A 13,501-nucleotide genomic window follows, 5' to 3' on the forward strand; every position below is an offset into this window, starting at 1 on the left:
CCAGGAGACAAGCATGTTCGTTCCCGACACGCAGGCCGCGCACGCGGCCGGCGCGCGCCGTCGCGCGTCCACCGGCCCGATCCGTCCGAAACCGTTCGACGCCAGCGCGCAGGGGCCGCTTGCGGGCGTGCGCGTCGTCGACCTGTCGCGCCTGATGGCGGGCAACATGCTGAGCGTGCAGCTCGCCGATTTCGGCGCGGACGTCGTGAAGGTCGAGAGCGAGCGCGGCGATACGCTGCGCGCGGTCGGCGCGGGCGGGATCAGCACGAACTGGAAGGTGTACGGGCGCAACAAGCGCAGCGTGTGCGTCGACCTGCGCACGCCCGAGGGGATCGACATCGTCCGCCGGCTGGTGCGCGACGCGGACGTGTTCGTCGAGAGCTTCAAGCCCGGCGTCGCCGAGAAGATGGGGCTCGGCCCGGATGACCTGCTCGCGATCCGGCCGGAACTGGTGATCGCACGGATCTCCGGCTGGGGGCAGACGGGGCCGTATCGCCACAAGCCGGGCTTCGGCACGCTCGCGGAAGGGTACGCGGGGTTCGCGGCGATCAACGGCTTCGCCGATCGCGAGCCGGTGCTGCCGCCGATGTTCCTCGGCGACATGACGGCCGGGCTGTCCGGCGCGCTTGCCGTGCTGGTCGCGCTGCATGCGCGCGACCAGCACGGCGCGGCGGGGCAGGTGATCGACGTGTCGCTGTTCGAGCCGCTGCTGTCGATCCTCGGGCCGGCCGCCGCGAACTACGTGATGACGGGCGAGATCAAGGCGCGCACCGGCAGCCGCTCGTCGAACACCGCGCCACGCAACGCGTATCGCACCCGCGACGGCAAGTGGCTGTGCCTGTCGAGCTCGACGCAGGCGATGGCCGAGCGGCTGTTCCGCGCAATCGGCCGCGCGGAGCTGATCGACGATCCACGCTATGCGACCAACGTGCAGCGCGTGCAGCACGCGGAGGCGCTCGATGCGATCGTCGGCGAATTCATCGCCGCGCGCGATCTCGACGCCAATCTCGCGTTTTTCGAAGAAGCGGGCGTGACGGTCGGGCCGATCCAGGACATCGCGCAGATCGTTCAGGATCACTACGTGATCGAACGCGAGGCGCTCGTCGAGCTGCCGGACGACGACGTCGGCAGCCTGCCGATGCACAACATCACGCCGCGCCTGTCGGCCACGCCGGGCACGTTCCGCCGGCCGGCGCCCGCGCTCGGCGAGAACAATCGCGAGATCCTGCTGCCGCTACTCGGCGAACACGAATACGAGCGGCTCGCCGGGCTGGGCGTGATCCGCACGCGCTAGCCGCGAAACCTCGGGCGCGACACGGCCGCGAAGGACGGCCGTGCGCGCCTGCCGCCACACCCTGGATATGGCATGGAGGAGACACCATGAAACCACGCTGGACCCATCGGCCGCCCGGCTCGAACTGGGGCGATTTCGGCCCGGACGATCAGAAAGGGCGCTTGAACTGGCTGACGGCCGACGCGGTGCTGCGCGGCGTCGCGGAGGTGCGCGAAGGCCGCGTGTTTTCTCTGAGCCTGCCGCTCGACGTGCCGCGCGGCGGCGGTCTGAACGCACGGCGCCGGCCGCCGGCGATCATGCCGGCGCTGCTCGGCGACAAGCCATACTTCGGCTATCGGGCCGACGAACAGGTTGCGAACGCAACCGACGTGGTCTGCGACGACTCGTTCTGCATGCACTCGCAGTTCTCGACGCAATGGGATGCGTTGTCGCACGTCGGCTCGCTGTTCGATCCGGCGGGTGACGGCGAGCCAGCCCGCGTGTTCTACAACGGCTACCGGATGGACGAGCACATCCACGTGCCCGAAGCGGGCGCGCCGCGCGGCGGTGCGGGTGCGCTCGGCATCGAGGTGATGGCACAAGCCGGCGTGCAGGGGCGCGGTGTGCTGGTCGACCTGCGCCGCCACTTCGGCGACGAGCGGCGCAAGATCGGCTACGCGGAATGGATGGCGGTGCTGCGCGCGGACGACGTGGTCGTCGAGCGCGGCGACATCGTGTGCGTGCACACGGGTTTCGCCGATCGTCTGCTCGACGCCGACGCGCGTGGCGAGCCCGGCGCGCCGGACCTGTGCTGCGTGCTCGACGGCAACGACCCGCGTCTGCTCGAATGGATCGCCGCATCGGGGCTCGCGGCACTCGCGGCGGACAACCACGCGGTCGAGGAGCGACCGCGCAATGCATCGGCGCGCGAGCGGCCCGGCGCGCTGATGCCGCTGCACGAGCTGTGCCTGTTCAAGCTCGGCATTCATCTCGGCGAGCTATGGCACCTGACGCCGCTTGCCGAATGGTTGCGCGCGCACCGGCGCAATCGCTTCCTGCTGACCGCGCCGCCGCTGCACCTGCGCGGGCTCGTCGGGTCGCCGGTCAACCCGGTCGCCACCGTCTGAACGCCGGCGCCGCGCGCACGCTGCGCCGGCGCCTTGTCCGCCGCTTCGCGCCGGCCGCGCGGGCGGATCATCGAGGAGTCGCCATGTCCCATTCCCATGCGGCGTCGATTGCCGCGCGCATCGACCGCCTGCCCGCGACGGCCAGCATCTGGACGCTCGTGTTGTTCCTGAGCGTCGGCGGGTTTTTCGAGGTCTACGACCTGTTCCAGATGACCTACCTGCCGCCGGGGCTGATCCGCGACGGCATCTTTCATGCGGGCTCGCACGGCGTGTTCGGCATGTCGGACCAGGGCGCGCTTGGCGCGGCGACGTTTGCCGGGCTGTTCGTCGGCGAGATGTTCGTGTCGCGCCTCGCGGACCGCTTCGGGCGGCGCGCGTTGTTCACCGGCGCGCTGCTGCTCTACACGGCGGCGAGCCTTGCGATGTGCGTGCAGACGCATGCGCTCGGCATCCTCGTGTGCCGCTTCATCGCGGGTTGCGGCATCGGCGCGGAGCTGATCACGATCGGCGCGTTCCTGACCGAGCTGGTGCCGAAGGCGGTGCGCGGCCGCGCGTTCGCGCTGTGCTTCGCGGTCGGTTATCTCGCGATGCCCGTGCTCGCGCTGGTGTCGTGGTTATGGGTGCCGCACGATCCGCTCGGGATCTCCGGATGGCGCTGGGTCGTGCTGCTCGGCGGCAGCGGCGCGGTCGTCGTCTGGTGGCTGCAGTCGCGGTTGCCGGAGTCGCCGCGCTGGCTCGCCCGCAACGGCCGCGAGGCCGAGGCCGAAGCCGTGCTGCAGCGTCTCGAGCAGGCGGTCGAGCGGGAATCCGGCCGGCCGCTGCCCGCGGTCCCGGCGCCGGCCGCAACTGCGCCGGCCCCGCAGCGCGCGCCGTCGATGTGGGATGCGCAACATCGCGGCCGCACGGCGATGCTGATCGCGTTCAATGCATTCCTGAGCATCGGCTTCTTCGGCTTCAGCCAGTGGCTGCCGACGCTGCTGGCCGCGCAGGGCGCGAGCGTCACGAAGAGCCTCTGGTATGCGTTCGTGATCGCGTTCGCGTATCCGGTGTCGCCGTTCGTGGCGGGCCTGCTCGCCGACCGGATCGAGCGCAAGTGGCTGATCGTCGCGTCGGCGTTCGGTGTCGCGCTGTTCGGCACCGCGTTCGCGATGTCGGCGCAGGCGCCGTTCGTGATCGCGTTCGGGCTGCTCGTCACGCTGTCCAATACGGTGCTCGCGAGCAACGGCACCGCGTACCAGTCGGAAGTGTTTCCGACCGAGATCCGCGGGCGCGCGCTCGGCTTCGTGCATTCGATCGGCCGCCTGACGGGAATCGCGAGCAGTTTCATCATCGCGCTGCTGCTCGAACGCGCCGGGGTGTCGGCCGTGTTCGTGCTGATCGGCGGCAGCATGGTGATCGTGATGGTGTCGATCGGTGTGTTCGGGCCGTATACCAACAACCGGGCGCTGGACGAGATCACGGGCCGCGGCGGGGAGGGGGGCGAGAGCGGGGCGGCGGTGCGCGGGCTCGCTGTTTTGCCGACTCGGCGTGTCGATGGGCCGCGTAAGGGCGCCGGGGATCGGGCGGTGTAATGGCGCCGGCGGCAGGTTTCATCACGCCGTCTCGGCCGCCGACTCACGCATCGCCGCTCACTCGCGGCGGCGCGGTCGAGCGGTCGCGTCGGCGACGCGGTCGACCCAGCCGCGGTAGAACGCGCGGTACTTGAGCACGAGCTTGTCGTACTTGCTGTACGCGCCGCCGCCGTCCGGCTTCATCCCGTTCCAGATCTTGACGTCGTACCCGACGGCCTGTCTGGTCTGGAGTCCGAACAACACGAAGTCGGTCGCGCGGTGCAGTACGCCGCCAACCTTCTTGATCGAGATGAGCATGTGCATGACGTTCTTGCCGTCGCTCACCGGCGTCACACGCCACCGTGGGCGCAAGCAACTGCGGCGTGAGGCGGGGACGGGCGACCGGTTGGGGGGCGCTCGCCTTTTGATCATCGACCGAAATCGGCCTGATCAGGCTGCGGGGGCTGGTTTTCGATTAGCGCGTCATGAATGGAAAACTTGCAATGCGCTCGTTGCTGCGCCGTCAGCGATTACGGTGGCGGCCTTCGGGCAGAAGCCGCTCGATCGGCGCGCGACACGGCGGGTCATGATCGCCGTGATGAATGCAAGTTGACATAAATACAACGGAAATTTTTTCGATTCCAACGGGCGACTGCCGGTATGTCGGCTGACGAGCATTGACAATTCCGCGGGGTTCCACGCTTCCTGGATGCCAGAATCATTGTCGTATAGGCGTTGTTGGTCATCGGATCGCCCCAACGTTCGGAATTGTCTTACGCAGACATCGGCGAACGGCATGAAAGGAACCTTACCACTACGGCACGATTGCCAATTCAAACTCGGGGGGGCGCACAACACGTGACCACTGCGGCTGGTCGCGGCAACACCATCGCGGGGAGTTGACACGGTCTTCGCGACGCCGCGCACGGCGACTACTTTATTTTTGCCTACGTCTACGAAGCGCTGAATTGCCGGCCAACGGGGGAGTATGTCGATCCGGGGCCGGTCCGGCGGTTGCACATCATCGTCTTCGCGTGGGGCGGCATGCGTCAATCGCAAGCGCCGAATGGTGCTTGCCATTTCCGCACATGATCGATCAACGCCCGCAGCTTCGGCACCATGTTGCGCCGCTGCGGAAAGTAGAGAAAGAAGCCGGGAAACGGCGGCAGGAACGCCTCCAGCAACGGCACGAGCGAGCCGTCGTCGAAATGCGCGCGCAGGCAGTCCTCGGGGGCGAACGTGATGCCGCCGCCCGCCAGCGCGAGACGCAGCATCAGGCGCAGATCGTTCGTCGTCAGTTGTGGTTCGACCGCGACGTCGAAAGGGCGGCCGTCTTCCACGAACTCCCAGCGGTAAGGCGCCAACTCCGGCGCCAGCCGCCAGCCGATACAGCGGTGCCGGACGAGCTCGTCGGGGTGACGGGGCGCGCCGTGCTTCTCGACGTAATCGGGAGAGGCCGCCGCCCGTTCGCGTTGCTCGCCGCCCAGCGGCACGGCAATCATGTCCTTCTCGATTACCTGTCCCAGCCGGATCCCGGCATCGAATCCGCGCTCGACGATATCGAATTCCTCGTCCGTCACGGTTACGTCGATGGTCATGTCGGGATAACACTCCGCAAAGCTTGCCAGCAACGGACCTGACAGGAAGGGTTCGGCGATCGACGTGGCCGTGAGCCGAAGATGGCCGCGCGGCGCGTCGGTCGTGCCCGTTGCATCGAGCGCGCTGCCGATGTCGACGAGCGGCCCTTCCAGCGATTGAACCAGCTGCATGCCCGCGTCGGTCAACTGAACCGACCGCGTGGTGCGCACGACGAGCGCGACGCCGAGCGTGTCTTCGAGCCGCCGGATGCCTTGGCTAACCGCAGAACGGGTGACGCCCATCCGGTCGGCCGCGGCGCGGAAATTCCGTTCTTTCGCGACGGCGAGGAGCAGCGGCAGAAGATTCAGGTCCATATCATTGTCCAGTTACGCTAACCAACCCATCCAGTATTCACCATCTACAAGCGACAGAGAAGCAACGATATCGTCCTGTCATCGAAACAGGGAGGTGTCATGGACAAAGTCATTCTCATCACCGGCGCGTCGAGCGGAATCGGCGAAGGCATCGCGCGCGAGCTGGGCGTACCGGGCGCGAAGCTCATGCTGGGCGCGCGGCGCACGGACCGGCTCGACGCCATCGCGCGCGATCTTCGCGTGGCAGGCGCGGCAGTCGAGACCTGCGCGCTCGACGTGACCGAGCGCCGTTCGGCGCAGGCGTTCGCGGATGCGGCACTGGAAACGTGGGGGCGGATTGACGTGCTGGTGAACAACGCGGGCATCATGCCGCTGTCGCCGCTCGCGGCCGGCCATCACGACGAATGGGACCGCATGATCGACGTCAACATCAAGGGCGTCCTGTGGAACATCGCGGCCGTGCTACCGCACATGGACGCGCGTGGCGCCGGGCAGATCATCAACATCGCGTCGATCGGCGCGCTGTCGGTGGTGCCAACCGCCGCCGTCTACTGTGCGACGAAGTTCGCGGTGCGCGCGTTGACGGAAGGCCTGCGCCAGGAGCATCCGGCACTGCGGATTACCTGCATCAATCCTGGCGTCGTCGAAAGCGAGCTGGCAGACACGATCACGCACGCGCAGACCCAGGCGTTCATGCGCGAATACCGTGCGATCGCGCTGCAACCGGCGGATATCGGGCGCGCGGTACGCCACGTGATCGAGTCGCCGGCGAGCGTCAGCGTGAACGAACTCACGATCCGGCCGACGGGCCAGACGAGCTGAACCACCGTTTCCCCAAGGAGCAACCGATGAACGATCAATCGCCCGTGTGGTTCATTTCCGGCGCATCGTCCGGCCTCGGCCGTGCGCTTGCCGACGCCGTGCTCGAACGCGGCCGGCGTGCGGTTGTGACCGCCCGCCGGCCCGACAGCCTGTCCGATCTCACCGGCCGGTACGGCGAACGCGCGCTTGCGTCGCCGCTCGACGTCACCGATCCGGCCTCGATCGCAAGCGCCGTCGAACAGGCGCGATCGCGTTTCGGCGCGATCGACGTGCTCGTCAACGGCGCCGGCTGCGGCTATCTCGCCGCGATCTAGGAAGGCGAGGAGCGCGAGATCCGCGCGCAGTTCGAGGTCAACGTGTTAGGCCTCAACGCACTGACGCAGCGGATCCTTCCCGGCATGCGGCAGCAGCGCCGCGGCCACATCTTCAACATGTCGTCGCTCGGCGGGCTCGTCGCGTTTGCCGCGACTGGCTACTATCACGCGACGAAATTCGCGGTCGAGGCCCTGTCCGAATCGCTGTCTCATGAACTCGCGCCGCTGGGCATTCGCGTGACGATCGTCGAGCCGGGCGCGTTTTGCACCGACTGGGCGGGGCGTTCGATGATTGAAGCCGCGAGTCGGATCGACGACTACGCGGAAACGGCGGGAAAGCGCCGCGCGGCGGCACGCGCGGTGTCGGGCAAGCCGCCCGGTGACCCGGCGCGCGCGGCTTTCGCGATCATCGGCGCGTACGACGCCGACGAGCCGCCGATGTTTACCGAGAACCGGTTCGCGCCGCGATTTTTAGTGTCGTTTTAGTGTTCGTGTTGACGAAGGCAATGCAAGGAGGAAAGCGCGCGCCATGACCGCCTCACCGATTGAGCACGGAACTCGCCAGCGTTGCTGCGAACGTCAGCAACACAAGCGAGGAGCACCGTAACACGATAGACGCCAGTCGACCTTCCGCACGATTCATGAGCAGCAGTCGCCCCGACCGGGACCATACCAGTCCTATCGGAATCAGGGTGATCAGAAATACGCCTGTCGACAACAAAAAAATATCGAGCGATCTGAATGCCGCCTCCGGGAAAATTGCGCTTGAAAATAACAAAGCCTTGGGATTCATCAAGGTCGCAAAGAAAAGCCCTCGGAACCCCAGCGGCGGTGAGTCAGTCGCATCGAAGTTGGCACCTTTGAACCACATACTCACTGCGAGGTAGAATATGAACATGGCGCTGATCAACTTTACGCAGCTGACAATCCATGGATATTGCGTCGCCAAAGACCAGAGAAAAAATCCCCATACGGTAATGGCTATCACGTAGCCTGACGCCTCCGCCGCGACCAGCCTGCACGCACCACGAAGATTCAGCTTGAGCCCGGCAGAAAGCAGCAGCGTGTTTGTCGGCCCGGGTACCAGCAGCACAATGGCGACGTAGAACGACATTTTTAGAATGGGACTCAATGTCAACATCGACTAACCTCGTCTTTCTAACGATTTGCTTTGTGAAATTATTGATTGTGCTATGGCTGAGAGTGACGAAGAGTGAATTTGTCATGGGCTGCCGGAATGTCGACGCACACGCGATAACTTGATTTTTCGACGACGAGAAAGAGCGCGATCGAGCTTGATCTGTTTATGTCCTTGAGAGATGAGCCGGCCAGCCGGGATCCTGACACCGTACCGCTGCCAGCCGGCTTGATTGCCGCCCCCGGGCCGAGTCCCGCCGGTCCGATGATCGCCATATTCGATAGCGCGGCGCCGACGGCACAAGAGAAAACTTTCTTCTTTGACTTCGCGTGGCATGCAAGGCGATGGTGTCGGTACCCATAATTGTCATGCCAAGTAGGTTCCCGGAATATTGTCAGGGAATCATAGGTGGTGGAGAGCGTCGCTGGCAACTCTTCTTTCTCGCGTTTGAAATTCTTAAACACCGGGGACGCTTGTTCCATTTACTCGTTGCGCGATATGGGCTCGGAGTTTGATTTTTTATGTATCTAATTAAAATCGGAGAAGGTGCAATAGTCATTGCTATTGACTCGGAATTTTTGAGAATTCGTCTGACGGGGGCAAGTGGGGACTGTTTGGTGATCATGCGCTAATCATCAGGCTGTTTACAAATATAAACTTCAATTCGAAATTATTTCACCCCGACGCTGATGGTGTGGAATTTCGATGGAATGCAATGAAATCTGGTGATCGAAAAATAAAAATACTGTCAAATATATCAGTTTGATTTAAATAATCGTCGGCTTATTCTGAATGCGGATCAATTGACCACCGTTGCAGAAGTCCATTCGGGTTTTGAATCCTATGGGAAGCGTGCCATGAGCAATCCGATCAAGAATATCGTCATCGTGGGCGGCGGCACCGCGGGCTGGATGTCCGCCTCGTACCTCGTCCGGGCGCTTCAGCAGCAGGCGAACATTACGCTCGTCGAGTCCGAGGCGATCCCCCGGATCGGCGTGGGCGAGGCGACCATCCCGAATCTGCAGAAGGTGTTCTTCGACTTCCTCGGGATACCGGAGCGGGAGTGGATGCCCCAGGTGAACGGCGCGTTCAAGAGCGCCATCAAGTTCGTGAACTGGAGGAAGTCTCCCGACCCCTCGCGCGACGACTACTTCTACCATTTGTTCGGCAGCGTGCCGAACTGCGACGGCGTGCCGCTTACCCACTACTGGCTGCGCAAGCGCGAACACGGCTTCCAGCAGCCGATGGAGTACGCCTGCTATCCGCAGCCCGAGGCGCTCGACGCCAAGCTGGCACCGTGCCTGCCCGACGGCACCCGCCAGATGCCCCACGCGTGGCACTTCGACGCGCACCTGGTGGCCGATTTTCTGAAGCGCTGGGCCGTCGGGCGCGGGGTGAAACGCGTGGTCGACGAGGTCGTGGAGGTCCACCTGAACGAGCGCGGTTACATCTCCAGCCTGTCCACCAAGGAGGGTCGGACGCTGGAGGCGGACCTGTTCATCGACTGCTCCGGCATGCGAGGGCTCTTGATCAACCAGGCCCTGAAGGAGCCCTTCATTGACATGTCCGACTACCTGCTGTGCGACAGCGCGGTCGCCAGCGCCGTGCCCAACGACGACGCGCGCGTGGGGATCGAGCCGTACACCTCCGCGATCGCCATGAACTCGGGGTGGACCTGGAAGATTCCGATGCTGGGACGGTTCGGCAGCGGCTACGTGTTCTCGAGCAAGTTCACCTCGCGCGACCAGGCCACTGCCGACTTCCTCAACCTCTGGGGCCTCCCGGACAAGCAGCCGCTCAACCAGATCAAGTTCCGGGTCGGGCGCAACGGGCGGGCGTGGGTCAACAACTGCGTCGCGATCGGGCTGTCGTCGTGCTTTCTGGAGCCCCTGGAATCGACGGGGATCTACTTTATCTACGCGGCGCTTTACCAGCTCGTGAAGCACTTCCCCGATGCCTCGTTCGATCCGCGGTTGAGAGACGCGTTCAACGCCGAGATCGTCTACATGTTCGACGACTGCCGGGATTTCGTCCAGGCGCACTATTTCACCACGTCGCGCGACGACACACCGTTCTGGCTCGCGAACCGGCACGACTTGCGGCTCTCGGACGCCATCAGGGAGAAGGTTGAACGTTACAAGGCGGGGTTGCCGCTGACCACCACGTCGTTCGACGACGCCACGTACTACGAAACGTTCGACTACGAATTCAAGAACTTCTGGTTGAACGGAAACTACTACTGCATCTTCGCCGGCTTGGGCATGCTGCCGGACCGGTCGCTGCCGCTCTTGCGGCACCGGCCGGAGTCGATCGACAAGGCCGAGGCGATGTTCGCCCGCATCCGGCGCGAGGCCGAGCGTCTGCGGACGAGCCTGCCGACGAACTACGACTACCTGCGGTCGCTGCGTGAGGGCGACGCGGGGTTGTCTCGCAGCCAGCCCGGGCCGGCGCTCGCAACGCCGGAGATCCTGTAGTGGAGCGCGCCCTGGGCCGGGCATGCGCATTCGCGGCCACGCACGCCACGGTGGCGGCCTGCGATCCGCTGCGGGCGAGGGCGCTCGTTCTGCAGTTGCCGGGCCTGAACCGCAAGAAGGACGTGCCCGGCATCGTCGGTCTGTTGCGCGAGTTCCTCCCGGCGCATGGGATGCCGTCCGGCTGGGGCTTCGTCGAAGCCGCCGCCGCGATGCGGGACATCGGATTCTTCCTGGGGTCGCTCAAACGGCACGGACACGAGCCCGTGGACGTGGTGCCCGGGCTCGAGCCGGTGCTGCTTGACCTGGCGCGCGCGACCGGCCTGCCGCCGCGCGAGACGCTCCTGCATGTGACGGTCTGGAACCCCGCGTCGGCCGACGCGCAGCGGAGCTACACCGGGCTGCGCGACGAAGCGCACCTGCTCGAGAGCGTGCGCATCTCGATGGCGGCCCTCGAGGCGGCCATCGCGTTGATCGTCGAGCTGTCCGACGTGCCGTTGCAGTCGCCCGCGTTCGCGGAAGGGAGCGACGAGCTGGCGGCCTATCTTCAGAAAATGGTCGAATCGATCGTTTACGCTTACCGCTTCATCTCGCCGCAAGTCTTCTACGACGAGCTTCGCCCCTTCTACGAACCGATTCGAGTCGGAGGCCAGAGCTACCTCGGCCCCGGTGCCGTCGAAATGCCCCTCTTCGTGCTGGAGCACGTCCTGTGGGGCTCGCAATCGGACCACCCGGCTTATCGAGAATTCAAGGAGACCTACCTGCCCTACGTGCTTCCGGCGTTCAGGTCGGTTTACGCCCGGTTCGCCGGGCAGCCGGCGCTCGTCGACCGCGTGCTCGGCGAGGCGCAAGCGGCCCGCGCGCGGGGCGAGTCTGTCGGGGCAGGGCTGGCGGCCCTAGAGCGGGTCTTCGAGGTCCTGCTGCACTTCCGGGCGCCTCACCTCAAACTGGCGGAGCGGACGTACGAAGCCGGGCGAAGCGGACCCGCAATCGGCAGCGGGGGGTACGCGCCCAGCATGCTCGGCGATCTGCTCACGCTCACGCGGGCCGCTCGGTCTCGCCTCCGTGCTGCGCTCGACGGGCCCTGACACCTGACACCTGACGCGCGCGGCCATGTGTTCCATCTCACCAGGAGAGCTTGCCCCCATGACTCAGAAGAGCACCGCGAACGAGCACGACAGCAACCACTTCGACGTGATCATCCTCGGCTCGGGCATGTCCGGCACCCAGATGGGGGCGATCCTGGCCAAACAACGGTTTCGTGTGCTGATCATCGAGGAGTCGTCGCACCCGCGGTTCACGATCGGCGAATCGTCGATCCCCGAAACGTCCTTGATGAACCGCATCATCGCCGATCGCTACGGCATTCCGGAGCTTGACCGCATCACGTCGTTCTACGCGACGCAGCGTTACGTCGCGTCGAGCACGGGCATCAAGCGCAACTTCGGCTTCGTGTTCCACAAGCCCGGCCAGGAGCACGACCCGAAGGAATTTACGCAGTGCGTCATTCCCGAGCTGCCGTGGGGGCCGGAGAGCCATTATTACCGGCAAGACGTCGACGCCTACCTGCTGCAAGCCGCCATCAAATACGGCTGCACGGTCCGCCAGAAGACGAACGTGACCGAATATCACGCAGACAAGGACGGCGTCGGCGTGGCCACCGCCCAGGGCGAACGGTTCACCGGCCGGTACATGATCGATTGCGGAGGACCCCGCGCGCCGCTCGCGACCAAGTTCAAGCTCCGCGAAGAGCCGTGCCGCTTCAAGACGCACTCGCGCAGCCTCTACACGCACATGCTCGGGGTCAAGCCGTTCGACGACATCTTCAAGGTCAAGGGGCAGCGCTGGCGCTGGCACGAGGGGACCTTGCACCACATGTTCGCGGGCGGCTGGCTCTGGGTGATTCCGTTCAACAACCACCCGCGCTCGACCAACAACCTGGTGAGCGTCGGCCTGCAGCTCGACCCGCGCGTCTACCCGAAAACGGACGTCTCCGCTCAGCAGGAATTCGACGAATTCCTCGCGCGGTTCCCGAGCATCGGGGCGCAGTTCCGGGACGCCGTGCCGGTGCGCGACTGGGTCAAGACCGACCGCCTGCAGTTCTCGTCGAGCGCCTGCGTCGGTGACCGCTACTGCCTGATGCTGCACGCGAACGGGTTCATCGACCCGCTCTTCTCCCGGGGGCTCGAGAACACCGCGGTGACCATCCACGCGCTCGCGGCGCGCCTCATCAAGGCGCTGCGCGACGACGACTTTTCCCCCGAGCGCTTCGAGTACATCGAGCGCCTGCAGCAGAAGCTTCTGGACCACAACGACGACTTCGTCAGCTGCTGCTACACGGCGTTCACGGACTTCCGCCTGTGGGACGCGTTCCACAGGCTGTGGGCGGTCGGCACGATCCTCGGGCAGTTCCGGCTCGTGCAGGCCCACGCGAGGTTCCGTGCGTCGCGTGACGAGGGCGACCTCGATCGCCTCGACGACAACCCCCCGTACCTCGGGTACCTGTGCGCGGACATGGAGGGGTACTACCAGTTGTTCAACGACGCCAAAGCCGAGGTCGAGGCCGTGAGCGCCGGGCGCAAACCGGCCGAGGAGGCCGCGGCGCGGATTCACGCCCTCATCGACGAACGCGACTTCGCCAAACCGATGTTCGGCTTCGGATACTGCATCACCGGGGCCAAGCCGCAGCTCAACAACTCGAAGTACAGCCTGCTGCCGGCGATGAAGTTGCTGCATTGGACGCAGACCAGCGCGCCGGCAGAGGTGAAAAGGTACTTCGACTACAACCCGATGTTCGCGCTGCTCAGGGCGTACGTCACGACCCGCATCGGCTTGGCGCTGAAGTAGTCGACCG

General features: G+C 65.2%; 11 protein-coding genes and 2 pseudogenes. 8 read left to right on the forward strand and 5 right to left on the reverse strand.

Annotated features, from left to right (window positions below; all coding sequences use genetic code 11):
• Nucleotides 1–13 precede the first annotated feature (13 nt).
• From BLA15945_RS25370 to BLA15945_RS25380, 3 genes are all read left to right on the forward strand, one after another.
• Nucleotides 14–1,294, forward strand: coding sequence for a CaiB/BaiF CoA transferase family protein (locus BLA15945_RS25370; protein WP_174993652.1), 1,281 nt, complete (start codon nucleotides 14–16; stop codon nucleotides 1,292–1,294).
• An 86-nt stretch (nucleotides 1,295–1,380) separates the two neighbouring features.
• Entirely contained in the window at nucleotides 1,381–2,400 is a 1,020-nt protein-coding gene (locus BLA15945_RS25375) for a cyclase family protein (protein ID WP_174993653.1), read from the forward strand.
• Between the two features lie 83 nt (nucleotides 2,401–2,483).
• Nucleotides 2,484–3,971, forward strand: a complete 1,488-nt coding sequence (locus tag BLA15945_RS25380) for an MFS transporter (protein ID WP_174993654.1) — start codon at nucleotides 2,484–2,486, stop codon at nucleotides 3,969–3,971.
• Nucleotides 3,972–4,028: 57 nt separating this feature from the next.
• Here BLA15945_RS25380 and BLA15945_RS25385 read toward each other — a convergent pair.
• From BLA15945_RS25385 to BLA15945_RS25395, 3 genes and pseudogenes are all read right to left on the reverse strand, one after another.
• Nucleotides 4,029–4,304 (reverse strand): annotated as a pseudogene (locus tag BLA15945_RS25385) (Rieske 2Fe-2S domain-containing protein); the annotation flags it as partial.
• A 129-nt stretch (nucleotides 4,305–4,433) separates the two neighbouring features.
• Complete coding sequence (locus BLA15945_RS25390) at nucleotides 4,434–4,748, reverse strand: hypothetical protein (protein ID WP_174993655.1); 315 nt, start codon at nucleotides 4,746–4,748, stop codon at nucleotides 4,434–4,436.
• 251 nt (nucleotides 4,749–4,999) lie between these two features.
• Nucleotides 5,000–5,902, reverse strand: coding sequence for a LysR family transcriptional regulator (locus BLA15945_RS25395; protein WP_174993656.1), 903 nt, complete (start codon nucleotides 5,900–5,902; stop codon nucleotides 5,000–5,002).
• Between the two features lie 99 nt (nucleotides 5,903–6,001).
• Between BLA15945_RS25395 and BLA15945_RS25400 the strand changes: the two genes are divergently transcribed.
• A complete protein-coding gene (locus tag BLA15945_RS25400; protein WP_174993657.1) occupies nucleotides 6,002–6,724 on the forward strand; it encodes an SDR family oxidoreductase in 723 nt (240 codons plus the stop codon).
• Between the two features lie 26 nt (nucleotides 6,725–6,750).
• Nucleotides 6,751–7,524 (forward strand): annotated as a pseudogene (locus BLA15945_RS25405) (oxidoreductase).
• A 52-nt stretch (nucleotides 7,525–7,576) separates the two neighbouring features.
• Here BLA15945_RS25405 and BLA15945_RS25410 read toward each other — a convergent pair.
• Together BLA15945_RS25410 and BLA15945_RS25415 are read right to left on the reverse strand one after the other, a co-directional pair.
• Nucleotides 7,577–8,179 carry a LysE family translocator gene (locus tag BLA15945_RS25410; protein WP_174993658.1) on the reverse strand — a complete coding sequence of 201 codons (603 nt, stop codon included), beginning with the start codon at nucleotides 8,177–8,179 and terminating at the stop codon, nucleotides 7,577–7,579.
• A gap of 50 nt (nucleotides 8,180–8,229) precedes the next feature.
• The gene (locus BLA15945_RS25415) at nucleotides 8,230–8,658 is read right to left on the reverse strand and encodes a hypothetical protein (RefSeq protein ID WP_174993659.1); all 429 of its coding nucleotides are present in this window, start codon (nucleotides 8,656–8,658) and stop codon (nucleotides 8,230–8,232) included.
• Between the two features lie 375 nt (nucleotides 8,659–9,033).
• On the opposite strand from BLA15945_RS25415, the gene BLA15945_RS25420 reads away from it, so the two are divergent.
• The 3 genes from BLA15945_RS25420 to BLA15945_RS25430 are packed head-to-tail and all read left to right on the forward strand — an operon-like array spanning nucleotide 9,034 to nucleotide 13,494.
• Nucleotides 9,034–10,650, forward strand: a complete 1,617-nt coding sequence (locus BLA15945_RS25420; protein ID WP_059242296.1) for a tryptophan halogenase family protein — start codon at nucleotides 9,034–9,036, stop codon at nucleotides 10,648–10,650.
• The gene (locus tag BLA15945_RS25425; protein WP_174993660.1) at nucleotides 10,650–11,735 is read left to right on the forward strand and encodes a monodechloroaminopyrrolnitrin synthase PrnB family protein; all 1,086 of its coding nucleotides are present in this window, start codon (nucleotides 10,650–10,652) and stop codon (nucleotides 11,733–11,735) included. The genes BLA15945_RS25420 and BLA15945_RS25425 overlap by 1 nt, the downstream gene beginning before the upstream one ends.
• A 58-nt stretch (nucleotides 11,736–11,793) precedes the next feature.
• Complete coding sequence (locus BLA15945_RS25430) at nucleotides 11,794–13,494, forward strand: NAD(P)/FAD-dependent oxidoreductase (RefSeq protein ID WP_174993684.1); 1,701 nt, start codon at nucleotides 11,794–11,796, stop codon at nucleotides 13,492–13,494.
• Nucleotides 13,495–13,501: the final 7 nt, after the last annotated feature.

The sequence above is a fragment of the Burkholderia arboris genome (assembly GCF_902499125.1).
Taxonomy (GTDB): Bacteria; Pseudomonadota; Gammaproteobacteria; order Burkholderiales; family Burkholderiaceae; genus Burkholderia; species Burkholderia arboris.

Bases quoted from the DNA above. Each gene is read 5' to 3' on its own strand.
- BLA15945_RS25410 (WP_174993658.1), bottom strand. From the start codon at position 8,179: ATGTTGACATTGAGTCCCATTCTAAAAATGTCGTTCTACGTCGCCATT.
- BLA15945_RS25415 (WP_174993659.1), bottom strand. From the start codon at position 8,658: ATGGAACAAGCGTCCCCGGTGTTTAAGAATTTCAAACGCGAGAAAGAA.
- BLA15945_RS25380 (WP_174993654.1), top strand. From the start codon at position 2,484: ATGTCCCATTCCCATGCGGCGTCGATTGCCGCGCGCATCGACCGCCTG.
- BLA15945_RS25390 (WP_174993655.1), bottom strand. From the start codon at position 4,748: ATGCCGTTCGCCGATGTCTGCGTAAGACAATTCCGAACGTTGGGGCGA.
- BLA15945_RS25395 (WP_174993656.1), bottom strand. From the start codon at position 5,902: ATGGACCTGAATCTTCTGCCGCTGCTCCTCGCCGTCGCGAAAGAACGG.
- BLA15945_RS25375 (WP_174993653.1), top strand. From the start codon at position 1,381: ATGAAACCACGCTGGACCCATCGGCCGCCCGGCTCGAACTGGGGCGAT.
- BLA15945_RS25430 (WP_174993684.1), top strand. From the start codon at position 11,794: ATGACTCAGAAGAGCACCGCGAACGAGCACGACAGCAACCACTTCGAC.
- BLA15945_RS25420 (WP_059242296.1), top strand. From the start codon at position 9,034: ATGAGCAATCCGATCAAGAATATCGTCATCGTGGGCGGCGGCACCGCG.
- BLA15945_RS25400 (WP_174993657.1), top strand. From the start codon at position 6,002: ATGGACAAAGTCATTCTCATCACCGGCGCGTCGAGCGGAATCGGCGAA.
- BLA15945_RS25370 (WP_174993652.1), top strand. From the start codon at position 14: ATGTTCGTTCCCGACACGCAGGCCGCGCACGCGGCCGGCGCGCGCCGT.